Source organism: Streptomyces sp. NPDC001514, from assembly GCF_053597075.1.
This window is the reverse complement of sequence record NZ_JBSFHO010000049.1, coordinates 17,292-40,218: the sequence shown is the minus strand read 5'-3', so window position 1 is coordinate 40,218 and position 22,927 is coordinate 17,292. Positions and strand designations below refer to the sequence as shown.

Here is a 22,927-nt window from a genome sequence, read left to right as displayed (position 1 = left end):
GAACGGGGTTATCCAGGACGGCTCCGACGCCGTGATCACACCAGACACACCAAGATCATCTCACCCGGGACCAGCAGTTGCGGGACAGCGCTTAGTGTCACCCGACCGTTGGACGATCAAGAGCGGTGCACCACTCTCCCCGCGTGCCTCCGAACCGAACCTCAGGGCATCCGGGACGACCATCGTGGGTAGGCGAGCAGCCGCGAGCCCCTGTCTCCACACGCCGGCCAGACAGGGGCTGTGCTTGCACGGCGGGGAGCGGCCCAGCAGCATCCGCGCGCCGGTCGGGTGCAAGGGGCAGAGAGCTCCTGGACGGGGGCTCGCCGCCCTGCGCGCACCTGTGCCTGTGCTGCCATCGCGACTGAGCCACAGACGGCGGCGGAGCCGCGCGGGGTGATGACGCGGGTGGCGTACACGCCCAGGACCCGGGCGAGTTCCGGCGGCGGCAGCTCGACACGGGTGTGCCAGCGGGTCCCAGGACAGGATCGCCGACTGCACGCACCGGCGCTTCCCGCCCTGAACCGGGCGGTGGGTTCGCGCCCACGGCCCGAACCGCGCTGCTGTTCGTGGCAGCCCCGCCCGAATCGGGCCGATGGCGGGACTACTGGCTGGCCACCGCCGAACGCGACAGCCACCCAGTCCGCATCGGCGCCGTCACCGACCAGCCCGACGACTGGCTCAGCGCGGCCAACGGGTACGGCATCGCCCTCGCCCCCGAATCCGCCGCCCGCTTCTACGCCCGCCCCGGCATCACCTACCGCCCCGTCATCGGCGTCAGCCCCAGTCAGGTCGGCGTCGCCTGGGCCCCCGCCGACGACTCCAACCCCGTCGTTCAAGACTTCGTCCGCTGCTGCCTGGACAGCAGAACCCGGCAAGACGAGACCACCACCTGACCACACGCCTGGTGCCCACTGCACGGTGATGATGGCGTCGGCGAAGTCAAGTGTCGTCTGGACCGACAGCACGGTCGATTCGCGCTCAGTCTGTGGACCTGGCCGGGCGCGCACTGCCACGTACCGGCCTCGCAGCTACCCGTACGGCCCAGGTCTCAGCTGCCGCGTGCAGCGTTGGTGACTCCTCCCCCGGCTCAAGCCGGGGGCTTCTCGCTAAGCCTGGTTGGCGTCGCGACGGACCAGCCCGGCCCGTAGAACGTTCAGGGCGCCCACCGTGTCCGCGTGTGCCTGGTGGCCGCACGAGCCGCAGCGGAACTTCTCCTGTGTGGGCCGGTTCTCCTTGGCGGTGTGCCCGCATTCGGGGCACCGCCGGGAGGTGTTGCGGGGATCCACGGCCATCACTTCCCGTCCGGCGCTTTCAGCCTTGGCGTTCAGGATCGTCAGGAACACCCCCCACCCGGCATCAGCGATCGAACGGTTCAACCCAGCCTTGGCGGCGGCCCCGTTGGGCAGGAACCTGCCCGGCTGGTCGGGGTCGGGCTTCGGCGTGGGGGTCTTGACCATGTTGCGGATCTTGAGGTCTTCGTACGCGATGAAGTCGTGTTCGCGCACGAGGCCGAGAGCGGTCTTGTGCGCGTGGTCCAGGCGCTGGCGGCGGACCTTACGGTGCAGGGTGGCAACCTTCTGCACGGCCTTGCGGCGGCGCTTCGAACCCCGCTTGCACCGGGAGAGGGCTTGTTGTGCGGCTTCGAGTTTCGCGGCTGCCTTTCGGCCGTGGCGAGGGTTGGCGACGTGCTCACCGTTGGAGGTAGTGAGGAACGAGGCTATGCCCATGTCGATGCCGACCACGCTGCCGGTCGCGGGCAGCGGCTCGGGCTCGGCCTGCTCGGCGGTCAGCACCACGTACCAGCGCTTGCCCTCGCGCTTGGCCGAGACGGTCTTGACCTTGCCGACCACGGCGCGGTGCTGGTGCACCCGGACGTGCCCGATGCCCTGGAGGCGGACGCGGGTCACCGGGTCATGCGGGGTGGAGTCCCAGCGGCAGCCGTCACCGTCCTTGGGAAAGTCCACCGTGTCGAACCGGCCCACCCCGCGAAACCGGGGATAGCCAGGCTTCTCTCCGGCTTTGACGCGGCGGAAGAACGCGGCGAACGCCTTATCCAGTCGGCGAAGCGTCGCCTGCTGGGACGAGAACGACCACCGGCCCTGCCGCTGCGGGTCGAATGCCCGGATGTCCTTGAGCTGCGCGGACTGCTGCCCGTACCGGACCGTCGTCTTCGAGACGTGCCGGTAGGCATCCCGGCGCTCCTGCAACGCCCCGTTGTAGAGGGAGCAGTGATCGCGCAGCATCTCGCCGAGCGCGATCTGCTGGCCCACGGTGGGCCGCAGGAGGAACTTGTACGCACGCATCACCCGACCCACCCCCCTTCGGCCCATGTGTGATCAACCTAGCGGAGGCCACTGACAACGAAGAGAACTCCGGCGCTTCGCACCTCCGCGCCAAGGATGCGTTTCCCTCCCCGGCTGAAGCCGGGGATACCCACGCAAGATCAAGGATGGCGTCCTTGGTCCGGTCCACCAGGGATGCGAAGGGCCCGACCGACCACTGGGCTGCCGGGGATCCGGCGGCAGTGGGGTGGGGATGAGTCGGCGCGATCTTCTCCGCTGCTTGCAGCATCGTGCCCATGCGCCGTAGCTGGTCCTCGTCGCAGCCCTGGCGCACCAGGGGAAACTCCTCACGCTCCTCGTGCTCGGCGTGGTCGATAACCGTCGATTCGAAGCCGGCGATCATGGCGTTGAACTTCGCACTGGTGACATCCAGCTTTTCGAGCTCGGCGAGGACCTTGTTGGCCGCCGCTTCCTCGTGGTTGCGGGCATCCGCCTCCTCTTCGCCGGCAGTCCGCTTGGCGACCGGTCGCAGGACCATCTCCTCGGCGGTCTCGTGCACCGCCAGCAAGGCCCTGAGCTCGTCGAACGCCTGCTTCTTATGTTCACCGTCCGCGCTCTTCACTTCCGTGAAGAGGTCACGGATCCGGGCGTGCTGCATCAGCAGAATGCCCACCACGTCGCCTTCAGGAAGCTTCGCTGTCTCAGCGCGTTCCTCGTGTGCGGTGCTCACGATCACTCTCCGTTCCTCGGGGGATCTTCCTCCCGCTCCGGGCGAGCGACCCAAGGGTCCGATGCGGAGCGGGGCATCAAAGTTCTACGGGGCGGCTAACCCACATCGAGGGCCCCAAACCGCGCTCCGCTGCTGCCGTCCTCCACTGCCACGGACAGACGCGCGTTGGTCTTCTGCCGACACGACTGCCACCACCTCGGCCTTCTGCGCACGGCAGGGCAGGCCTGGCAGTTCAGCCACCGCGAGCTGCAGGATCACCTCGCGTCCCGGCCTGTTCGACCTTTCCTCAACTGAGTTACTGGCTCGGCTCGGAATGTCGGAGGGCCTCTGGTGAGGGTTCGCGTGCTCGGAGTGTGCTCAGTTCGGCAGATTCGCTGCGTAGATCCAATCGAAACCGTCGTATCCCATGCCGTCGAGGTGTTCCGCCCGGGCCAGGCCGGCACGTACCGCCACGCGCTGGGAGGCGGCGTTGGCCGGCCGGACTCTGGCGATCAGCGGGAGGTCGGGAATGTGCCGGGATGCCCAGCTGGTGACTGCGGTCGCGGCCTCGCCGGCGAGGCCTTGGCCCCATGCGGAGGTGGCGAAACGGTAGAAGAGGTTGAGGACCTTCATGCCGTTCAGTTCCATGGGCTTGATCCCGCAGAACCCCAGTTGCAGGACACAGTTGTGGCGTCGGACGACCCAGTATCCATATCCGCAGCTGTGCCACTGGTTGTTCCAGCGCTGATAGAGCTCTTGGGCCTCTTCCGGCCGGGCAAGGGCGTCGGACGGATTGTGCAGGCAGGTTCCGGGGTCACTGTGGATCGCGAAAATCGCATCGATATCGGCTTCGCTCGGACGCCGCAGTGACAGTCGGGCGGTCTGCAGCTCTTCGCCTGCAAGGCTCCGGTCGCTCATACGAAGATCGTAGAGCTGTGCAGGCGGGCCCTGGAGGGGGATTCGGTCCACGGGCGGACGGGTGAGTCGGGCGTGAAGTTGGTTTTCGGTTCGGCACGGGCGTTTCGCCGGCGTATGTAGGCGGCGATGGCGGCGTTCTGTTCGCCGTGGCTGCGGTGATCGGTGCCGTTGAGAGCGAAGTACCGCAGTGCCGCGAACCCCGATTCGATCCAGTTCAGCCACGAGCCGTAGGTCGCCAGGAAGCCCAGCTCGATGTCATTGTCGTCAGCCCACGTGCGGACCTCTACGTGTTTGCGCCAACGGGGAGGGCACGGGCCAGGTCGGCAGCAGTTGTTGCGACGACACGATAACCCGAGCATAAAAGGGTCGTGGCCTTCATTGCGAGAATGTGCGGTCATGACGCCCGGGGTGGGGGCTGCAACGCCACCCGTTCCATCCCGGTCCCACCGCCCACGGGCGGTTGTCGAACGAAGGCATGGTCCTCGCCGTGGGGCTCTGAGGCCTGCGGGTGGTGCAGGCCTCAGAGCCCGGCATGCCAGGGTCGGCGGGTCAGTGTGTGGTGACCGCGTCGAGTGCGTTGACGATGCCGTGGCCGTAGAAGCCGTTCACGCGCTTGCTGCCCTTGCACGTGGAGTCTTCGGTGCCGTTGCCGTCCGGGTCGTAGAGCCCCGTCGGGCAGCCCGGGTTGTCCGCCTGTGCCTTCAGCAGCGCCTGCAGAGTGTGCGGGTCGGCCCAGGGGTGGGTGCTCTTGAGGAGGGCTGCGACGGCGGCCACGTGCGGGCTGGCCATCGAGGTGCCCTGCAGGAAGGCGTAGCCGTTGTTGGGCATGGTGGCGAGGATTCGGCCGTTCTTCGACGGGGTGTCGGGGATCTGGTACTTGTCGCCGCCCGGGCCGGCGACGTCGACGACGCCGAGGCCGTAACTGGAGTAGTACGACTTCAGGTTCTGCACGCCGGTCGCGGAGACCGTGACCACACCGGGGAGCTGGGTGGGGATGTCGAAGCACGTGTGCGGGTCGATGGTCCGCTCGGTCGGGGTGGTGTCGTCGGGGCTGGAGTCGTCGACAATCGAGTCGGCGTCGAGGTCGTCATTGGAGTTGCCCGCCGAGGCGACGTGCAGGGTGCCCTTGCTCTGCGCGTACAGCGAGGCCCGGTTGACCGCGTCGACGATGGCCTTCTGATCCGGGTCATCGAGGCAGTTGTAGAGCCACGGGTCGATGTAGTAGCTGTTGTTGGTGATCTCGACACCGTGATCGGCGGCGAAGACGAACGCACACACCACACTCTCCGGGAAGAAGAGGCTGGTGGTCGGGTCGCTCACCTTGATCGAGGAGACCTTCACGCCCGGGGCGACACCTGCGATGCCGATGCCGTTGCGTGCGGCGGCTATCTCGCCCGCGACGTGCGTGCCGTGGTAGTCGTCGCTGGTGTAGGGGCGCCAGGCGCCCTCGCTGGTGTCCGCGACGCCGCCCACGCAGTTGGCGGACTGGCTCCTGGAGAAGTTCGCGGCGAGGTCGGGGTGGGTGTCGTCGACACCGGTGTCGATCACGGCGACGGTGACGTTCTTGCTGCCAGGGTTGATCTTGGCCGCCTTGTCCGCGCCGATGGCGCGCAGGTCCCACTGGTCGGCCTCGAGCGGCTCGGCACCCTCGGCGGCCGCGGTGGCGCCCTGTGCCTTGGCGCTGTCCACGTACTCCGGGGCGCCGATCTCTGTGGTGCCCGCGGGGGCGAGTGCCGCGGTACGGGTGGCACCGGCGCTCTGCACGCCCTTGACGGTGCGTATCTGCTGGGCGAAGCCGGGATTCGTCGAGTGGACGACGATCACGCCGATCTTCTCGTGGGTGACGACCACGGTCCCGCCGGCCTCGGCTATCGCCTTCTGAACGGCCTTGATGGTGCCGTTGTTCACCTTCGTGTTGACCACGTACGACAGGTTCGGGCCGTCCGTGGTCATCGTGGCGGGGGTGTCCTGCACCGCGGTCTGCGCCAGGGCACTGCCCGGCAGGAAGCTGATCGACGCGGTCAGCGCCAGCCCCACCGGTACCGCAAGAGCGGAGCGACGCAGGTGTCTGGAACCGGGATGAGCCATGCGGGGTCTCCACATCATCAAAAGGAATCCGCCCGAGGCGCGCGCTCGGGCGGGACACATGGCGAAGCAACCTAGCGCCGATCACACGTGCGTATCAATAGCCAACAGATGACCGAATTCTCGCGCCCCTTCAACCCCACCCTCACGTGAGCTCGGGAGGACAACAGGAACGCCAACTACCTTTGATGAGCGACCGGTCGAGGCTGCAGTTGCGTGCTCACACATGAAGCGGGGCGAGCTCCGCGCTCGCGCTTCTGTCAGGGCGCGGCGAGGACGTAGACTCCGACCGACAGGTCCGGGGGGAAAATCTGCGGAGAGGCGGAGCGTGGCCGCCGGTCTGCGCACAGCATCGAGGCGCAGGAACTACCCGTAGCTGCGATGCCCCGCCTGCCAGGCGACCCGCCCTCCCCAACGGCTACCGCGCCGACGGAAGATGGCGACCCACACAGCTCATCCCCACACCGCGCCGGGACCGGCTGCGGCAGCGGCTGGTACGGGCACTGCCGTCAAGTGCCTCGCACGGTCCGCCGAGCAGGCGCAGGACCACCTGCAGCGCTGGCTCGCGGTGCGCGAGGCCGTGCCATGCAGGAGGCCCCGACGCCGTGCCGCCTCCCTCGGCTCGTAGTTGCTGTCCGGTAGATCGGTCACTGACTCGTCGCTGGTCAGGGTGTAGTCCTGCCCGCCGTACGGGCAGTCCGGATCACGGCCAAGCTACGGCGGCGCGACTGCTGGAGAAGACTCGGATGAACCCATGCTGAGCAGCTCAGTTGGCAGTGCTGCCAACTGAGCTGCTCAGTCACAGTGGCTCGTGCCCAATTCGCCCCGATGACAGGGCTTTGGAGATCGAGCCCATGCGGCCGGTCGGCGGTCGGCGGGTCGGCGGGTCGGCGGGTCGATGCCGAACGGCATTGACGACCTGTTCACCGTCGGGGAGTCCCTGCAGCTGTTCGCGGACGCCATCGGTGACGCCCGGTCGACGGTTGTGAGGACCCGACTCCGTTGCGGCTGCCGTCGGTCTGCTTGGATCTGGGCATGACGGATTGGTCGAAGCTCAGTGACGCGCGTGGTTCCGCGGAAGGTGTCCCCGCTCTGCTCGACCGGTTCGAGACCGATCCGCGTGGTGTCTGGTCCGAGCTGATGGACCGGTTGTGCCCGATGCTCGACACGGCGTTCTCTGCGAGCTTTGCTGCGCTTCCCCGCTTTGTTGAGATCGCAGCCGGCCGGGAGCCTGACGAGCGGCGCTGGGCTCTGTTCGCGGCGGGCCCGATCGTGGCCTGCGCGCGCCGGTCGGCCGAGGGCGTTGCCGCGCGCGAGGTCTACTCATCGGAGATCGCGGAGCTTTCGCGGCTCACCGAGGAGTGCCTCCGTATGCCGCTGGACATGGAGGACTATGTCGGACTGCTCCAGGCCGCCTTGGCCTTCGAGGACGTAGAGGTCTGGGACGAGTGCCTGGACAACCTGGCGCAAGGCGAATACGAGGTCGACTGCCCTCACTGCGGGGTGAACCTGTTCATCGTGATCGGCGATGACGGCTCCTTCTCCTGCAGCGATGATTACGCGCTGCAGGACGTCGAGAAGACGCCACTGCGCCCGACTGATCCGGCAGGGCTGGAGGGTTTGGCCAAGCGGCTGCATGACCAGGCTGTCGCTGACGGACAGCCCGTGCTTGCTCAAAGGCTGCAGTATCTCTTCGGGCAAGCGGCGTGTACTGACTGCGGGACGGTGTTCTCGGTAGCGGACCGCGTGGTTGCGAACGCGATGCCGTCTTGGTGAGCGTCAGCCGTGTGAACGTCGTGCTGCTCTGTCGCCCTGACGTGGACCGCGACGGAGATCACCAGTGTCTGGGGCGCCTGCCATCCCAGCCGCCGTGCTGTCACCCGGGCTTGCGGCGTTCGGCCTCGGTGGCCTGGAAGCGGTAGGACTCGATACCGGTCTGGATCAGCACCGGTCGAATCTGTCTCGGTTGTCCGCTGAGCTGGACCGAGACTCCTGGACGATTGCTTCCAAGGGGTCGGTCGGGTGTCGCCGATGCTCGCGATGGCGGTCGGTAGTCCGTTCGGCAACTTCCGTGGGAGGTTTGTACGCCTTCGATTCAGCGTGGCCGCAGCCCGTCGAAGACGATCTCGAAGATCCGCTCCCGGGGCGCCGGATCCGCTCCGAGCTGTTCCATCGCCCTGCCGACGCCGGCCAGGAGGGCGATGAACTCCGGCAGGCCCAGCTCCGGGCGGACCGCCCCCGCCTGTTGCGCCCCTGTCAGTAGATCGGCCAGTCGAGCCTGGATCTCCATGGTCGGCTCCTGCAGGGACGCGTGTACGTTCACCCCGGCCGCAGCGAGAGCCTGGGCGAACTCGTTCTTGCCCGCGGACTGATCCACCACCAGACGGAAGCAGGCGAAGAAGGCTTCGGCGGGCCCGGCCTCGGCGGCCAGCTGCGCGGTCTGGGCTGCCATTTCCTCCAGTCTGCGCACCATCACCGCCTCCAGCAGTGCCTCCTTGGTCGGGAAATGCCTGAAGAGCGTGCCCACTCCGACCCCGGCGATGCGGGCGATCTCCTCGGTCGGCACGCTGACGCCGCGGGTGGTGAATACCTCCGTGGCAACATCCAGCAGCCTGGCCCGGTTGCGGACCGCGTCCGCCCGCAGCGGGCGTTCCTGAGCGCCACCCATCCCTCTCCCACATCCCTTCGCCGTCGACGGCAGAACCATCCTGGACAACCGGAGTCTCCAGTCCGTATCGTGAAAGCGGAGTCGCTAGTCCGATTCTAGCCGTGGATCCACGGAGGTTTGTCATGCCTGAAACGCTGTCACCGCGCGACGTCTTCCAGAAGCTGATCGAGGGCGTCAGCACGGGGCGGTTCACGGAGCTGGCCGAGCTCTATGCCGAGGACGCCGTAGTGGAGACCGTCTTCGAGCCGGTCGGTCCGCGCCGGGTCGAGGGGCGGGCCGCACTCAAGGAGCGGTTCGCTCAAGTCTCCGCAAGTTCGCCCGTGGAGCTGACCCCGGCGAACGTGGTCGTCCGGGAAACCGACGACGCGGAGGTGATCGTCGCCGAGTTCGACTACCACGTGCACCACCGGTTGACCGGACGGAGCTTCGAGGCCTCCAACATCCAGGTGCTGCGGGTCCGCGACGGCCTGATCGTGAGCAGCCGGGACTACCACGACCACCTTGCCCTCATCGTGGCCGGCGGCAACCTGTCTCAGCTGGTGGCGGCGCTGGAAGGCCAGTAGCACGAGTGCGGTGCTCAGGGCCGGCGCCCCTGAGGCCCCGGCCCGCATCGCGTTTCCGGCGGCGGCTCAGTGCTTGGCGAACATGCGGTCATGACCTCGATGATCTGCTGGTCCGTCACGTCCAGCGGTCGACTCGTGCTGAAGTGAGGCCGGCCAGACCGTCGTCGAGCCGGGGCTGCCGCTGCTGTCAGTGGTCGTACGCGGCCAGTGAGCGCAGGATCGGTGCACCGGCCTTGGCGTTGTGCCAGATCGCGGCGGTGAGGGCCGGAAGGCGCTGCAGTACGCGCACCGACACGCCGATGCCGGTGTGACCGCCATGCCGTTCAAGATCGAGCTGTCCCTTAAGGGTTTGGTTGACGGACTCGATGACCTGGCGAAGAAGCTTGAACAACGCCGCGCCCGGCCGCACCGCCTCACCCCTGCGGGCGGGCCTGTCCGGCGGATCTTGTGACCGTCGCGGTCTCGGGTCGTTGGCATGGTCATGGGGCGGGGAGACCTGACGAACGCGGAGTGGGTTCGGCTCAGGCCGCATCTGCCGAAATACGGGCAGCGTGGTGGCCGTTGGGCCAGTCATCGCAGGCTCATCAACGAGATCTTGTACCGGCTGCGCACCGGGATGCCGTGGCGGGATCTGCCTGCACGTTTCGGTCCGTGGAAGACCGTGTACGAGCGGCACAGACGCTGGTCGGCGGACGGCACGTGGGACAAGATCTTTGCGGCCGTCCTGGCTGACGCCGACGCGGAAGGTCGGATCGACTGGTCGATGGTGAGCGTCGATTCGACCACCTGCCGGGCCCACCAGCACGCCGCGGGGGCCCGCAGGAGCGTTCCGCGAGTGCCGGGAAAGGACGCACGCCCCGGCAGCACCGCGCCGACGAGGGACTCGGACGCTCCCGGGGCGGCCTGACCTGCAAGATCCATCTCGTCGGTGAGGGCGGGCGCCGCCCGCTGGCCCTGCTGGTCACCCCGGGCCGGTGGGGCGATGCCCCGCAGCTCATCCCGGTCATGGAACGCATCCGCGTCGGCCGGCCGGGCGGCGGACACCCGCGCACCCGGCCCGACCATCTCGGCGGCGATAAGGCGTACTCGTCCCGCCGCAACCGTCGCTACCTGCGACGACGCCAGATCAAGCACACCATCCCCGAGCCGAAGAATCAGCGGGCCAACCGGCAAGCCCGTGGCAGCAAGGGCGGCCGGCCCGTCGGCTTCGACAAGAGGATCTACAAGCGCAGGAACGAAGTGGAGCGGACGATCAACGCCCTGAAGAACTTCCGGGCTGTGGCCACGAGGTTCGACAAACGCGCCTACATCTTCCACGGCACCGTGACCGTCGCCTCGATCCGACTCTGGCTCCGCTCGTGCTCCGCCGATTGGCTACTCGTCCGAGCCCGCAGCCGACGGCGGTACCTCGAGGACGAAGAAGAGGAAGCAGGTTTTGCTCGAAAGGGCATGGAAGTCGTCGGGGAACAGCTCCCGGGCGGCTGGGTCGGGCTGCGGCTCGCTGATGACGGAAAGACGGAAGCCGGCGGTGGTGAAGGCATCAGTCATCGCGTGCAACGGCCTGCGCCAGAACCTCATCGGGACGGACTGCCCGTTGAACGTCCAGTCGAAGGTATAGCTGGTGGTCGCAAAGTAGTCAGGCCGAGGATCCTGGATCGTGTAGGCCACGAAGGGGTGGTCCACCGACGCGATCAGCCGGCCGCCGGGCCTGAGTACTCGCCGCAACTCGGCCAGCGTCGGCCCCCAGTCTTCCAGGTAGTGCAGCACCAGCGACGCGACCACGTCGTCGAACGCACCGTCGGCGAACGGCAGGCGGTCGCGCAGGTCGACCACGTGCAGGGCTACATCGTCACCGAGCCGCCGCCTTGCCAACGCCAGCATCCCGGCGCTGGCGTCGATGCCGGTGACGACCGCACCGCGGTCGCGTAGTGCAGCGGACAGGGGGCCCGAGCCACAACCGGCGTCCAGGATCCGACGGCCGGCCACGTCTCCGGCGAGGGCCAACATCCCGGGCCGCTCGTAGTACCCGTTCACGAGGTTGTCCTCGTTCTCCGCCGAGTACGCCTCGGCGAAACTGTCGTAGTCATTCACCCGGTCCCGATCTGCAGACTGGGCGAAGCTCTCGGGCACATCGGTTACGCGTTCCATCGTCGCAGCCTAGTAGTCACATGATCCGCCGGACAGGCCCTAGTGGGGCCAACTCGAGCCGCCCGGGCGGGGCCGAACGACATCGCAGCCAATGACGTGTACGCGGGTGAGGGCCGGTTGCGCCTGGGCTGAGGGCCTTGTCCCACCGCGAGTCGGCGGGGATCATGACCGCGTGCAACACCGAGAGGAACTCCACGAACTGCTCCCATGCGCCGGACTCACGGTCGTCGAGGACATGCGCCCGGGCAGCCTGTTCCCGCCGGAGGCTGGCTGGCGGATTGCGCGGGGGATCGCGGCGCCGGACGGCGCGGTCCGGGAAGCGCTCGACGCCGCGTGGTGGCGCCGCCTTGCAGATGCCAACGGCGAGTTCCTGGTGGCCATCGTCGGATATCGGATCGGCGGCAACGACTCCTGGTGGACCCGGGTCCGCTACGCCGGCGGCGGTGTGCCGGGGCTGACCGGCGACCCCGGGTTCGTGGCGCTCTCCCTCGACGGGCAGGTGCTGCTGGCGGAGGTGCCCGGCGCGGACGGGCCTCGGGTGACGGCCCTCGACCGACTGCCGGAGCGGCTGGAGGAGGCCGCCGCGGCCGCCGGGCGCGAGACGGAGGTCGAGCGCGCCGAGGTGTGGGCGGCGGTGCCCGGCCGGCCAGCATGGCCTTTGCACTGGGCGGAGGGGATCGGGTCCAATCCGGCCGCGCCGGACGAGCTGCTGATCCGGCTGCTGGATGTGGAGGTGGGCTTCCTGCACGGCTGCGACCGGCCCGCCGTACTCGACGCCGCCGTGGCGCATCCCGATCCGCGGGTGCGCTCGAGGCCTGCGGACACCTTCCGGCCCAAGCTCACCTCCGATCAGTGGGTACGCCTGGTCCGCGCCGAACCGTCGCCGATCCGGCGCGTGCTCTGGGCCGAGCATGCCTGCGCCTGGGGCGTCGAACTCCCCGGGGACCTGTACGACGACCTCCTCGCCGGCCCGTCCCGCGCTCAGGCCGCCGAACTCCCGGGGCTCCCCGCACACCACCTCCCCAGCCTCGCGGCCGACGCCGATCCCCGGGTGCGGGCGACTGCCTGCGCCCGGTGGGAAGACCTCGCCGCGCCGCTGCGGGCGCGACTGCTGGCCGACACCGACGACGCGGTGCGTACGGCGGCGCTGCTCGCCCACCACACCGGCGTCCCCATGCCTCGCGAGGTCTTTGCCGCGCTGCCCCCGCCCCGGCGCGCGCTCGAACAGTGCCGTCTCTCGCCCGAGCTGGAGGCGGAGCTGGTCCGGGACGGGGACGCGGAGGTACGCCGAGCGCTGGCCGCCAACCCGCGGCTCAGTGCACACAGCGTCGCCGTCCTGGCGGAGGACCCATACGACGACATCCGCTCGGCGGTGGCACTGCGGCCCGACCTCAACGAGGAGCAGCGTGCCGCGGTGCGCTACGACTTCGACCCGACGTCGATGTCGCGCACTCTGCCCTGGGTCGAGGGCCTGCACGATGACGCCGACGCGATGCGCCGCCTCGCCGTATCGTCCCATCCGCTCATCCGCCGAAGCGTGGCCCGTGCCCGGCATCTTCCACCGGACGTCGTGGAGCGTCTGGCGCGGGACGAGGACCGGACGGTCCGCCTGTTCCTCGCCGAATCGTGCGATGACGCGCCGGCCGAGATGCTGCTGGAAGTCTGGCGCTGGTGGGACGGCAGCTTCACTCACCCCGACCGCCCCCGCAGCCACCCCAACTTCCCCCGTACGGGCCTGCTGCGCTACGCCGGCGACCCCGGTGGGCGGATGCGCCGCCTGGCCCTGGACGATCCGGAGTCCACGCCTGCCGACGTCGCACGTCTCGCCCGCGACCCAGAAGCCGAGGTGCGCCGCCGCGCGGCCGAGGACACCCGGCTGTCACCGGCCGACGCGGTGCGGCTGCTGAACGACCCAGCGGCCCACGTCCGCGCGACCGCGATGCGCAATCTGCGGCTGCCGGCCCGCGTCCTTGCCGGGCTGCTGCACGACCGCGACACGGCATGCGTGGCGGTCACCAATCCGGCGATCCCGGTCCCCGTCCTGCACCGCATCCTGGCCGCGGCCGCGGCAGCCGTGGCCGCCCGGCGCTGAACACCGCCACCCCTCAGGGCGGCCGTGGCGGTCTGACCCTGAACTCCGGCACACCCCCGCCCGGGCGGCTCGAGTTGGCCCCACTAGTGCAGCTCCGCGCAAGTTCGTGGAGAGGTGTTGGTCATGGGGTGGGGTCGCCGCCGAGATAGAGGAGGCAGGCGCAGTCCAGGGCGTCTTCGGGTGAGCCGAAGGGCAGTCCGGTGGGCAGGAAATTGTCCTCGTACTTGCCTCGGCTGGCGAGGTAGATCGCGAAGCCCCAGGTGTGCAGGACGCCGGTGAAGCGCAGGCGGCACAGCGGCAGCAGTTCCTCCTCGCCGGGCAACTGGCCTGCCACGTAGGCGAACCCGGTGCGGAAGCGGACCCGAACGGCGTCCAGTTGGGGCCAGTGTTCCTTGGCGCGGGCGTTCAGGCGCAGGCGCAGGTGGTGCTGCATGGACTCGGGCGGGTTCTTCGGCACGGAGCCCATCCTGCAGGGTCCTGCTTCGACACGCCGTGATCATCTCTTGCGTCGGCGCGGGTGCGAGGGAGTGGCCACAGGTGGGTGGGGCAGTCGTCGTAGAGCGGACAGCGCGGTACGCGAGCACCTGATACGCACAGCAGTGTCAGTGAAGGCGCAGGTGCGGGCGGTGCTGCGGGCGCGGATCGCGCTGGCTGCCGCGGACGGGGGCAGCAACGGGCCGCTCGTGAGCGTGAGGCCGCTGCAGTTTAAAATAACCCACGACGAAGTGGTCACAGCGCTTCAGGTGGAGCACGCAACGGTGATGGCGCCCGGCCAATGGGCTGCGTTTCACCTACCAACCTCCCACGGTGGTGCTCTGACGACGTATTACGGAGAGTCTGGCCGCCTGACCTGCATCGCGGTCGATGCACTGCACGGCCCTCAGGTCACCTGGGAGGGCCTGCGGCTAGTCGGGGATGTGCCATCCAAGCTGGCAGATCGGTTCGCTGACCACATGCAGGCACAAGGCTTGAGGGAACGCATCCGCTGCTCACAGTACGGAGACCTTGGAGCCGATGAGATCGGGCTCGTGCTGCGTGCGCAACGTGCCGGAGACATCCTTCTCACCCGTCCGGTCTTCGTGGCGCGTGAGTGGGCTGACCGTGTGTGCGACGCCTGGGAGGGATCTATCCCGATGGAGGAATGGCACACCTACTGTTGACGGCGCGCACCAGCCGCCCCGTGCCGTGCCCCTCCCGTGCCCGTTCGGTCGGCGACGAGCGGGGAACCACGGGGAACCAGAGCGAGACAACCACTCCGCCGCAGGTCAGTGGCATCCCAGCTCAGCGGGCATCCGCATACGGGATCTTCCAAACTGGTGCTCCAGGCTCTGTGCCGGCGTCTGAGGCCACATAGCCCGACCGGCAGTCGCGTACCTTGACCGCGTGGACGAGCGCGGTCAACTGAGGACGCGGGACTGACGGCAATAATCCGCCTATGGAGCACGGAGCATCAGGGCACAGACAGATCACTAAGGCCCGCGCGAACAGGGCCCCCGGACGGGTGGTACGCATCGACTTGGGTGATGGCCGATGCGCCTTCGGAAGGCAGCTCACCGACGTGTGTGTTGAGTTTTACGACCTGGTCGGCAGGCCTGGAGCGCCTGTCGATCTCATCGAGATCGTAGCCGCACCCGTCGCTTTCAAGGTCTGGGTCATGGATGCTGCATTTCGCCGCCGTGGCGGCTGGGAGCTACTCGACGTGGTGTCTCTGACCCACGAGGAACAGACCGAGGTCCACCTCTACAGCAAGCAAGATCCGCTCAGCGGCAGGATCACGGTCTATCGCGTCGATCCAGTCACCGGGGCCGACAGCGAGACGCCAGCGACGCTCGAAGAGTGTCAGAAGCTGGAGAGGGCCGCTGTCTGGGCCCCTGACCACATTGAAGACCGACTACGGGACCACTTCGACGGCCGTCCGAACAAATGGGTGGAATCGTTGCGCCTGAAGCCGTGACGCCAAGGCGCGCCCCTGTGGCCCCCTGGCGCTCCCGCCAATGAGCACTGGACAGTCCCCATCCCCTGTGTGCCCTACGCGTGCCCGATCAGGCAGCCTGGCCGGACTCCACGTCGCGGGCATCTTCCTCTGGTCCGCGAGATGAAGCCGTTCCTGATGACGAGACCCTCTCGTCCCAACACAATCGCAGCTGTTCCTGCAGGTCGGGAACGGATGCTGCGTCGCAGGACATGACGACCACGAGCCTGCTGACGTCGAGGCCCTCGGGCCCCTGTGTGTAGGACCATCGCTGTCCTGCCCGCAGAAGGGTCCTGAAGAGCAACCGCTGTCCGGCGGCATCGCCCAACAGTGCCTGATCCGCGGCCTCGACGATCAGTACGTAGTGGTCCGCGGGCAGCCACTCCAGATCGCGAAGACAGTCGGAGAGAGCATCCCAGTTCCACCCGAAGTAATCAGGCAGCCTCAGTCCGGCGTAGAACTGCTGGAAGACGGCGTCCGTGTCGCGCATCTCCCGGCCGTCGAGACGCGCTATGTACGTCCTTCCGGTCATGGGAAGCAACAGATCGACAGGCAGGGCGCCTTGCTCCGGAACGACGTGCACCCAGGGCACGGTGTGCACCGCCACCTCCCCTCCAGCGATCCAGGGCTCCACCGCCGTCAGAGCCGGAGACGGCAGCGAGCTGCAAAGTCTAGATCCAAACGAAACGGCCTAGTACTGCAACGGTGTTTGCCGTGACGGTTGGGCAGTTCCTGGTGGTGTGTGGCCGCGTCGTTTGTAGTGGCTGATGCGGGCTTGGTGTTGTCGTCTGCGTCGCCAGTGTGACCAGTGCAGGACGTGGTCGATGCTCGGGCGGGGCCGGGTGAGGCGGTGGATCAGGCGTCGGAGTTCGGGGAGGCTGAGGGGTATGAGCTGGGAGGATCCGTTTCTGCTTTCCCGGTGTCGGACTCTCGGGCCTTCAGGACGGTGAGGCAGGCGTGGGCGGCCATGGCCAGGGTCATGTGGCGGTGCCAGCCGTCGTAACGGCGGACCTGGTAGTCGTCTAGTCCGCACTCCTGTTTCGCACTCTGGAAGCATTCCTCGACCGCCCATCGGCTTCCCGCGACACGGATCAGCTCGTCCAGTGTGGTCTCGGCCGGGCAGTAGGCGATGTAGTACGAGATCTCATCCGACCTGCGGACACTTCGGCGGGCGAGAACCCAGTGCCTGCGGTCCTCGCGATGCCAGGGTCGGACCTCGACCCTCGCCCAGTCGTAGACCCGCGGGCCGTGGGCACCGTTGCCGCAGGAACGGCGCTTCCACTTTTGTCTCGGCAGACTGTTGAACAGGTCGTGGACGGGATGGTCGATGGCCCAGCGGGTGACGACGGTGTCGTGGCGGGTGGTGGCCATGACATGGAAGACATCCTCCCGCTCCAGCTCGTACCGCCAGCCCTTGGAGAAGCCGTAGGCGGCGTCCGCGGTCACCCACCGGAACGGGATCTGGTCCGTGATCGCCCGGCGGACCATGGCCTTGGCCATCACCACTTTCGTCTCGAAGGCGACCGTGTCGTCGATGCCGGCGGCCCGACACCGTTCACGGTCGTCCGTCCACGACGTGGGCAGATACAGGCGGCGGTCGATCAACGTGCGGCCACGGCCGCCGGCATAGGCGAGGAACACCCCGATCTGGGAGTTCTCCGTTCGACCGGCGGTGCCGGAGTACTGGCGCTGAACCCCGGCCGAGCGGACACCCTTCTTCAGGAACCCGGTGTCGTCCACGATCAGCACCGCATCCGGGTCACCGAGATGGTCGACGACGTAGTCCCGCACATCGTCCAGGACCTCGTCCGCGTCCCAGTCGATCCGGTTCAGCAGCCGGTGGATCCGGTCCGGACCTGCATGACCGGCCTCCTCCGCGAGCGTCCAGCCGTTCTTCCGCTCCAGCGGAGCTATCAGCCCCCGCATATAGGCAAGAGCCGACTCCCGCGGCTCCGACCTGGAGAAACGGTGCACAAACCGCTCGTGCAAGGACTTCAGTTCACCCACCCACGACCGGGCATCAGCACGTTCCCCACCCATGAGCTGACCAACGACACACCTGCCCAACCGTCACGGCAAACACCGTTGCAGTACTAGGGCGCGTATCGAGTCGTGATCAATTTGCGGGATGTGCCTTCGTGGCACGGTCCGGTCCGATAGACGGTCTTACGTGACGCGAGTGCAACTGACCGATCCGGATTGGGAGTTCATCGAGCCGTACCTGCCGATCGGCGAGTACGGCCCGTACCCCGAGCGACTGCGGCAGCAGTTCGAGGGCGTGATCTGGCGGTTCAAGACGGGCGGGCAGTGGCGGGAGATGCCGACGGAGTTCGGCGCCTGGTCGACCGTCCACAACCGCTTCCGGCAGTGGCGTGACGCCGGCGTCTTCGAGGCCCTGCTGGAGGGCCTGATCACGGAAGCCGCGAAGCGGGGTGAGGTGGACCTGTCCCTGGTCAGCATCGACTCCACCACCGCCCGAGCCCACCACGACGCGGCCGGGATGCACCTCGACGAGGACGTCGTCACCGCCCTGGAGAAAGCCGCGGCCGAGGAGGAGAAGGCCAGGTCAAAGGGGGCGGCCTCGAAGAGCAAAACGGGCAAGAGACCGAAAGTGATCCCGCGCTGGAAGAACGACGACGCATCCGGCGTCGGCGGAAACTCCGGCTGAAGGCCGCCCTCCTCGGACGTTCCAGAGGCGGGCAGACCAGCAAGGTCCACCTCGCCGCCGACCGCAAGTGCCGCCCGCTGGCGTTCATCCTGACCACAGGCCAGGCAGCGGACAGCCCGCAGTTCATCCCCGTCCTGAAGAAGGTACGGGTACGCGGGCCCGTCGGCCGACCCCGCATCCGGCCGGACGCGGTCGCCGGGGACAAGGCGCACTCGTCCCGCGGAAACCGCGCCCACCTGCGCAAACGCCGTATCAAGGCGGTCATCCCGGAGAAGAAGGACCAGGCCGCCAACCGGAAGAAGAAGGGCTCCAGAGGTGGCCGACCCGTCAGCCACGACGCCGATCTCTACAAGGAGCGGAACACCGTCGAACGCCTGAGGTGCCGGACGCCAAGGGCGGCATTGAGTCAACGGTCAACCAGCCGTGGACGCGGGGCCTCACCCGTGGATTCCGCGTCGGTGTCGTCGGTGCCGACCGGGCCGCGGGGAAGCATCCAGTCTAGCCACTTCGGCAGCCACCAGTTGGTCCGGCCGAGGAGTGTCATGGTCGCCGGTACCAGCACCATGCGTACGACCGTGGCGTCGATGAAGATCGCGGTGGCCAGGCCGAGCCCGAACATTTTGGTGGAGGGGTCCTCGGCGACGGCGAAGGACAGGAAGACCGCCACCATGATGAGGGCGGCCGAGGTGATGATCCGGGCGGTGCCCGAGACGCCCTCAACGATCGCCGTGCCGTTGTCGCCGGTGCGCAGGTACTCCTCGCGTACGCGGGAGAGGAGGAACACCTCGTAGTCCATCGACAGGCCGAACAGGATGGCGAAGAGGAACATCGGGATGAACGACACGATCGGAACCGTCGCTTCCAGCCCGATGAGTGCGCCTCCCCAGCCCCACTGGAAGACCGCGACCATGATGCCGTAGGCCGCGCCGATGCTCAGCAGATTCAGCAGTACCGCCTTGAGCGGTACGAGTATCGAGCGGAAGACCAGCATCAGCAGCAGGAACGACATCGCCAGCACGGCGGCGACGAACACCGGCAGGCGTTGGCTGGTGCGTTGGCCCACATCGGACAGGCTCGCGGCGGCGCCGCCGACGTGGGCCCTGGCCGGGCCGTGCCCGATTGCCGTGGGCAGCACGTCGGTGCGCAGCCGGGCGATGGTGTCGGCCGTGGCCTTGTCCTGAGGGCTGGTGGTCGGGAACACCACGAGGGTCGCGATGCCGGTGGCCCGATCGATGTGCGTCGGCGCGACGGATGCGATGCCCGGATCCGCCGCGACCGTTGCGACGAGTCGGTCCAGCACTCCCGGATCACCGGTGGGGTCCGCGGCGATGACGAGGGGACCGTTGGTGCCCGGGCCGAACCCCTCGGCGACGAGGTCGTAGGCCCGGCGCTCGGTACGGCTGTGGGGCAGTGAACCGTCGTCGGGCAGGCCGACGCGCAGGCCGAGCACGGGCAGCGTCGCGGTCAGCAGCAGCCCCGCCGCGCCGACCGCGTACGGCACCGGGTGCTGGCTGACGTGCCCGATCCAGCGACGCCACCCGGCGGCGTGGGCGGAGCCTGCCGCCGGGTCCCGCCGCCGTGCGAGTCGGCCCAGCTTCCTGGTCTGCAGAGCCCGGCCGATCCGGCCGGCCCGGGCCAGGCGTGGGCCGGCGGCGCCGAGGAAGGCGGGCAGCAGCGTCACCGACGCGAGCACCATGGTCAGGACGACGATCGAGACGGCAAGCCCGCCCACCGTCATGAACGGCACGTTCGCGACCGCCATGCCGAGGATCGACACGACGACGGTTCCGCCGGCGAAGACCACCGGCCGCCCCGCCGTGGCCACCGCTCGTCCGGCCGCCTCGTGCGGATCGAGCCCGCGCGCGAGGTACTCCCGGTGCCTGGCGAGCACGAACAGCGCGTAGTCGATGCCCACTCCGAGCCCGACCATGCTGCCCAGGACCGGTGCGAAGGTGGGGACGTCCGTGACCCCCGCCAGTACCGTCATCGTGGCGACCCCGACGGTCAGTCCGAAGACCGCCATGCCGATCGGCAGCGCGGCGGCGACGAGCGAACCGAACGCCAGGAACAGGATCGCGGCCGCGGCGACGAGGCCGATCAACTCGCTCACGCCGCCGTCGGGGTCGGAGAAGGCGTAGAAGAGGTTCCCGCCCATCTCGATGCGCAGGGGCAGTTCGGCGCGCAGCCGGTCGCCGAGATCGACGAGGGCGTCGAGGTCTTCGGCCGACAGCCGGCTCTGGTCGGGGTACTGCACCCGGACGACCGCGATCCGCCCGTCGGCCGAGACGAGGCCGCCGCGCACGGCGGTGTCCCCGCCTGCGTCGAGTGCCCCCGCCGGGTCGCTCGTGCCGAGCACGTGCGGCAGCCGCTTCACCTCGGTCTGCAGCCGCGTGAGAGCGGTGCGCGCGCTGTCGTGGTCGAAGAACGTCGCAGCGCCGTCGAGGGGGGTGACGACCACTTGGGCGGTCATCCCCTCCTGGCCGGTGCCGGCCCGCTCGATCAGTTCCGCGGCCCGCTGGGAGTCCAGTCCCGGAGCGGTCATCGAATCCGCATTCCGCCCGCCGAAGGCGACGGCGGCGAGGACGGCGAGCGTGGCGGCGACCAGCCATGCCGCGATCACCCGCCAGGGATGGCGGGCGGCGCTTGCGCCCAGGCGCAACAGGGCTTTCGAGAGCATCGGGTCCTCCAACCACCTCGTCGGCCGTCCTTGTACGGCCGCCGATGCCGAGGCTCGTCGCCACGGCGCTCTTCGGCATCGGCCCGCGGGCTGCGGATCCGTCGGCCCCAAGTCGGAGTGACGCCCCGTCCTTTCGGCCGATGCGCGGCACGGCGCGGTCCCTAGGCTGAGAACCGTGCTGCGAGACGACCTGCGAACCCTGTGGACCGAACCCCGGCCGCCCGACGCGCCCGCCCGGGTGCGGCGGGACTGGGCGCTGCTCGCCGCGGGCCTGGGCGGTGTGGTGCTGGAGGCCACCCTGCGCGAGAACGTCGTGTGGCGGCCGGTGGCGGTGGTGTTCGCCGTATGGCTGTGCCTGCTGCCCCTGTGGCGCCGGACGCGCCCGCTGGCGATGGTCACGCTGGCGTTCGGCTCGACGATGCTGCTCCAGGTGGCCTCGCTCGTCGCCGCACCGCGCGAGCCCGTCGGCCTGGACACCGGCGCGGTCGTGCTCGTGCTGGTGTACGCGCTGCCCCGGTGGGGATCGGGACGGGAGATCGTGCTGGGCGGCGCGGTGATCCTGGCGGCCTTCGCGCTGTGTGCCGTCACGGACGAAACCCCGGCCGCCGAACAGGTCGGGGGCTTCGTCTTCCTGTCGCTGCCCGGCTTGATCGGGGCCGCCGTGCGGTTCTGGGGGACCGCTCGCGAGCGGCAGTTGGAGCAGGTACGCTCCCGCGAGCGTGAGCAGCTCGCCCGGGAACTGCACGACACGGTGGCCCACCACGTGTCGGCCATGGTGATCCGCGCCCAGGCGGGCCGGGTGCTCGCGGCCACCGACCCGTCCGCCGCCGTCGAGGCGCTGGAGGGGGTCGAGGAGGAAGGGGCGCGCACGCTGGAGGAAATGCGAGCCATGGTCGCCGCGCTGCGCGACCGCGGGGTCGGCGCCGAGCTGGCGCCGCCTGCCGGCGTCGCGGATCTGGAGCGCCTGGTGCGCACGCCGGGTGTTCGCCTCAAGGTCGACCTGGGGCTCGACGGCGAGCTGGACTCGCTGCCGCCGGCCTTGGACGCGGCCGTCTACCGCATCGTGCAGGAGTCGGTGACCAACGCGATGCGCCATGCGGTCAGCGCGACCGAGGTCGTCGTCCGGGTCACCGCGGAACGGCACACGGTACGGGTGAGCGTGCGCGACAACGGCCAACGCACCGGCCGAGGTCGCGACGGATACGGACTTGCCGGACTGCGCGAGCGCGCGGCCCTGCTCGGCGGCGCACTACGAGCCGGCCCGGGCGCCGACCAGGGCTGGCATGTCGAAGCCGAGCTGCCGAGAGCAAGGAGCGACCGTGGCCATTCGCGTCCTCGTCGCTGACGACCAGGCGATCATCCGCACCGGGTTGCAGATCATGCTGAACGCCCAGCCCGGCGTCGAGGTGGTTGGCGAGGCCGCCGACGGACACGAAGCGGTACGTCTGGCCCGCGAACTGCGCCCCGACGTCTGCCTGTTCGACATCCGCATGCCCGTGCTCGACGGGCTCGAGGCCACCCGGCTGATCGCCGGCCCGGGCGTCGCCGACCCGCTGGCCGTGGTCGTCATCACCACGTTCGACCTCGACGAGTACGTCTACGGCTCACTGCGTGCCGGCGCCCGCGGATTCCTCCTCAAGGACACGGGACCGGACCTTCTGGCCCAGGCCGTACGGTCGGCGTCCGACGGTGAGGCGCTCATCGCGCCCAGCGTCACCGTCCGTCTGCTCCAGGCGTTCGCGGACCTGCCCGCCGGCCGGCCCGCGGCCCAGCCGGTCTCCCCCGTCACCGCCCGCGAGGAGCAGGTGCTCCTCGCCGTCGCCCGCGGGCTGACCAACACCGAGATCGCCGACGCGCTGCACATCAGCCTCAGCACGGTGAAGACGCATCTGGCGAGCCTGATGGCCAAACTCGGCGCCCGCAACCGGGTCGAGATCGCGATGTGGGCCTACGAAACGCGCCGTATCCTCCCCGGAACCTGAGCCGGGTGCCGGGCCATGTCCCATGAGTCCCCGCCCGGACATCAGTGCACCGGTCGGCTCACGTCGGCTCCACGTGCCTCACCCGCCCCAGAGCGTGACGTACCAGGAGGCCGGAACTGGGACGGTGAGACACCCGATACGACAAGACTCCCGACAGCTACCT

At 68.8% G+C, this 22,927-nt stretch carries 17 protein-coding genes and 5 pseudogenes; 10 read left to right on the top strand and 12 right to left on the bottom strand.

Annotation, left to right across the window (positions count from 1 at the left end):
- Positions 1–563 precede the first annotated feature (563 nt).
- Positions 564–893 (top strand): annotated as a pseudogene (locus ACWCXB_RS34305) (LysR substrate-binding domain-containing protein); the annotation flags it as partial.
- Between the two features lie 213 nt (positions 894–1,106).
- On the opposite strand, the gene ACWCXB_RS34300 reads toward ACWCXB_RS34305, so the two are convergent.
- From ACWCXB_RS34300 to ACWCXB_RS34280, 5 genes and pseudogenes are all read right to left on the bottom strand, one after another.
- Entirely contained in the window at positions 1,107–2,306 is a 1,200-nt protein-coding gene (locus ACWCXB_RS34300; RefSeq protein ID WP_450728023.1) for an RNA-guided endonuclease InsQ/TnpB family protein, read from the bottom strand.
- A 367-nt stretch (positions 2,307–2,673) separates the two neighbouring features.
- Positions 2,674–2,940 (bottom strand): annotated as a pseudogene (locus ACWCXB_RS34295) (hemerythrin domain-containing protein); the annotation flags it as partial.
- Positions 2,941–3,369: 429 nt separating this feature from the next.
- Complete coding sequence (locus ACWCXB_RS34290; RefSeq protein WP_450728021.1) at positions 3,370–3,909, bottom strand: GNAT family N-acetyltransferase; 540 nt, start codon at positions 3,907–3,909, stop codon at positions 3,370–3,372.
- Positions 3,906–4,307 (bottom strand): hypothetical protein, encoded by a 402-nt coding sequence (locus ACWCXB_RS34285; protein ID WP_450728019.1) that lies wholly within the window; start codon positions 4,305–4,307, stop codon positions 3,906–3,908. The genes ACWCXB_RS34290 and ACWCXB_RS34285 overlap by 4 nt, the downstream gene beginning before the upstream one ends.
- A 151-nt stretch (positions 4,308–4,458) precedes the next feature.
- Positions 4,459–5,997 (bottom strand): S8 family peptidase, encoded by a 1,539-nt coding sequence (locus tag ACWCXB_RS34280; RefSeq protein ID WP_450728017.1) that lies wholly within the window; start codon positions 5,995–5,997, stop codon positions 4,459–4,461.
- Positions 5,998–6,996: 999 nt separating this feature from the next.
- On the opposite strand from ACWCXB_RS34280, the gene ACWCXB_RS34275 reads away from it, so the two are divergent.
- Positions 6,997–7,770 (top strand): hypothetical protein, encoded by a 774-nt coding sequence (locus ACWCXB_RS34275; protein ID WP_450728016.1) that lies wholly within the window; start codon positions 6,997–6,999, stop codon positions 7,768–7,770.
- Positions 7,771–8,089: 319 nt separating this feature from the next.
- On the opposite strand, the gene ACWCXB_RS34270 is transcribed toward ACWCXB_RS34275, so the two are convergent.
- Positions 8,090–8,662, bottom strand: coding sequence for a TetR/AcrR family transcriptional regulator (locus ACWCXB_RS34270; RefSeq protein ID WP_450728014.1), 573 nt, complete (start codon positions 8,660–8,662; stop codon positions 8,090–8,092).
- A 122-nt stretch (positions 8,663–8,784) separates the two neighbouring features.
- Here ACWCXB_RS34270 and ACWCXB_RS34265 point away from each other — a divergent pair, with 122 nt between their 5' ends.
- The gene (locus tag ACWCXB_RS34265) at positions 8,785–9,225 is read left to right on the top strand and encodes a nuclear transport factor 2 family protein (RefSeq protein ID WP_450728013.1); all 441 of its coding nucleotides are present in this window, start codon (positions 8,785–8,787) and stop codon (positions 9,223–9,225) included.
- 187 nt (positions 9,226–9,412) lie between these two features.
- On the opposite strand, the pseudogene ACWCXB_RS34260 reads toward ACWCXB_RS34265, so the two are convergent.
- Positions 9,413–9,658 (bottom strand): annotated as a pseudogene (locus ACWCXB_RS34260) (IS982 family transposase); the annotation flags it as partial.
- A 48-nt stretch (positions 9,659–9,706) separates the two neighbouring features.
- On the opposite strand from ACWCXB_RS34260, the pseudogene ACWCXB_RS34255 reads away from it, so the two are divergent.
- A pseudogene (locus ACWCXB_RS34255) lies at positions 9,707–10,581 on the top strand (IS5 family transposase); the annotation flags it as partial.
- A gap of 18 nt (positions 10,582–10,599) precedes the next feature.
- Here ACWCXB_RS34255 and ACWCXB_RS34250 read toward each other — a convergent pair.
- Complete coding sequence (locus tag ACWCXB_RS34250) at positions 10,600–11,373, bottom strand: class I SAM-dependent methyltransferase (protein WP_450728011.1); 774 nt, start codon at positions 11,371–11,373, stop codon at positions 10,600–10,602.
- A 172-nt stretch (positions 11,374–11,545) separates the two neighbouring features.
- Here ACWCXB_RS34250 and ACWCXB_RS34245 point away from each other — a divergent pair, with 172 nt between their 5' ends.
- Complete coding sequence (locus ACWCXB_RS34245; RefSeq protein WP_450728009.1) at positions 11,546–13,465, top strand: hypothetical protein; 1,920 nt, start codon at positions 11,546–11,548, stop codon at positions 13,463–13,465.
- Between the two features lie 121 nt (positions 13,466–13,586).
- Here the strand turns inward: ACWCXB_RS34245 and ACWCXB_RS34240 are convergent, their stop codons facing one another.
- Complete coding sequence (locus tag ACWCXB_RS34240) at positions 13,587–13,922, bottom strand: hypothetical protein (RefSeq protein WP_450728007.1); 336 nt, start codon at positions 13,920–13,922, stop codon at positions 13,587–13,589.
- Positions 13,923–14,070: 148 nt separating this feature from the next.
- Here ACWCXB_RS34240 and ACWCXB_RS34235 point away from each other — a divergent pair, with 148 nt between their 5' ends.
- Complete coding sequence (locus ACWCXB_RS34235) at positions 14,071–14,625, top strand: hypothetical protein (protein WP_450728005.1); 555 nt, start codon at positions 14,071–14,073, stop codon at positions 14,623–14,625.
- A gap of 275 nt (positions 14,626–14,900) precedes the next feature.
- Positions 14,901–15,419, top strand: a complete 519-nt coding sequence (locus ACWCXB_RS34230; RefSeq protein ID WP_450728003.1) for an Imm26 family immunity protein — start codon at positions 14,901–14,903, stop codon at positions 15,417–15,419.
- Between the two features lie 88 nt (positions 15,420–15,507).
- On the opposite strand, the gene ACWCXB_RS34225 is transcribed toward ACWCXB_RS34230, so the two are convergent.
- Both ACWCXB_RS34225 and ACWCXB_RS34220 read right to left on the bottom strand, forming a co-directional pair.
- A complete protein-coding gene (locus ACWCXB_RS34225; protein ID WP_450728001.1) occupies positions 15,508–15,969 on the bottom strand; it encodes a barstar family protein in 462 nt (153 codons plus the stop codon).
- A gap of 323 nt (positions 15,970–16,292) precedes the next feature.
- Entirely contained in the window at positions 16,293–17,477 is a 1,185-nt protein-coding gene (locus ACWCXB_RS34220) for an IS701 family transposase (RefSeq protein WP_450727999.1), read from the bottom strand.
- Between the two features lie 130 nt (positions 17,478–17,607).
- Here ACWCXB_RS34220 and ACWCXB_RS34215 point away from each other — a divergent pair.
- Positions 17,608–18,482, top strand: a pseudogene (locus ACWCXB_RS34215) (transposase); the annotation flags it as partial.
- Between the two features lie 29 nt (positions 18,483–18,511).
- Here the strand turns inward: ACWCXB_RS34215 and ACWCXB_RS34210 are convergent.
- Entirely contained in the window at positions 18,512–20,782 is a 2,271-nt protein-coding gene (locus ACWCXB_RS34210) for an MMPL family transporter (protein WP_450727997.1), read from the bottom strand.
- Positions 20,783–20,957: 175 nt separating this feature from the next.
- Here ACWCXB_RS34210 and ACWCXB_RS34205 point away from each other — a divergent pair, with 175 nt between their 5' ends.
- Together ACWCXB_RS34205 and ACWCXB_RS34200 are read left to right on the top strand one after the other, a co-directional pair.
- Positions 20,958–22,127, top strand: coding sequence for a sensor histidine kinase (locus tag ACWCXB_RS34205; RefSeq protein WP_450727995.1), 1,170 nt, complete (start codon positions 20,958–20,960; stop codon positions 22,125–22,127).
- The gene (locus ACWCXB_RS34200; RefSeq protein WP_450727993.1) at positions 22,102–22,764 is read left to right on the top strand and encodes a response regulator; all 663 of its coding nucleotides are present in this window, start codon (positions 22,102–22,104) and stop codon (positions 22,762–22,764) included. The genes ACWCXB_RS34205 and ACWCXB_RS34200 overlap by 26 nt, the downstream gene beginning before the upstream one ends.
- Positions 22,765–22,927: the final 163 nt, after the last annotated feature.

Coding starts and splice junctions, on each gene's coding strand:
- ACWCXB_RS34270 (WP_450728014.1), bottom strand. CDS start 8,662: ATGGGTGGCGCTCAGGAACGCCCGCTGCGGGCGGACGCGGTCCGCAAC.
- ACWCXB_RS34250 (WP_450728011.1), bottom strand. CDS start 11,373: ATGGAACGCGTAACCGATGTGCCCGAGAGCTTCGCCCAGTCTGCAGAT.
- ACWCXB_RS34285 (WP_450728019.1), bottom strand. CDS start 4,307: ATGACCGCACATTCTCGCAATGAAGGCCACGACCCTTTTATGCTCGGG.
- ACWCXB_RS34230 (WP_450728003.1), top strand. CDS start 14,901: ATGGAGCACGGAGCATCAGGGCACAGACAGATCACTAAGGCCCGCGCG.
- ACWCXB_RS34220 (WP_450727999.1), bottom strand. CDS start 17,477: ATGGGTGGGGAACGTGCTGATGCCCGGTCGTGGGTGGGTGAACTGAAG.
- ACWCXB_RS34225 (WP_450728001.1), bottom strand. CDS start 15,969: ATGACCGGAAGGACGTACATAGCGCGTCTCGACGGCCGGGAGATGCGC.
- ACWCXB_RS34290 (WP_450728021.1), bottom strand. CDS start 3,909: ATGAGCGACCGGAGCCTTGCAGGCGAAGAGCTGCAGACCGCCCGACTG.
- ACWCXB_RS34265 (WP_450728013.1), top strand. CDS start 8,785: ATGCCTGAAACGCTGTCACCGCGCGACGTCTTCCAGAAGCTGATCGAG.
- ACWCXB_RS34280 (WP_450728017.1), bottom strand. CDS start 5,997: ATGGCTCATCCCGGTTCCAGACACCTGCGTCGCTCCGCTCTTGCGGTA.
- ACWCXB_RS34210 (WP_450727997.1), bottom strand. CDS start 20,782: ATGCTCTCGAAAGCCCTGTTGCGCCTGGGCGCAAGCGCCGCCCGCCAT.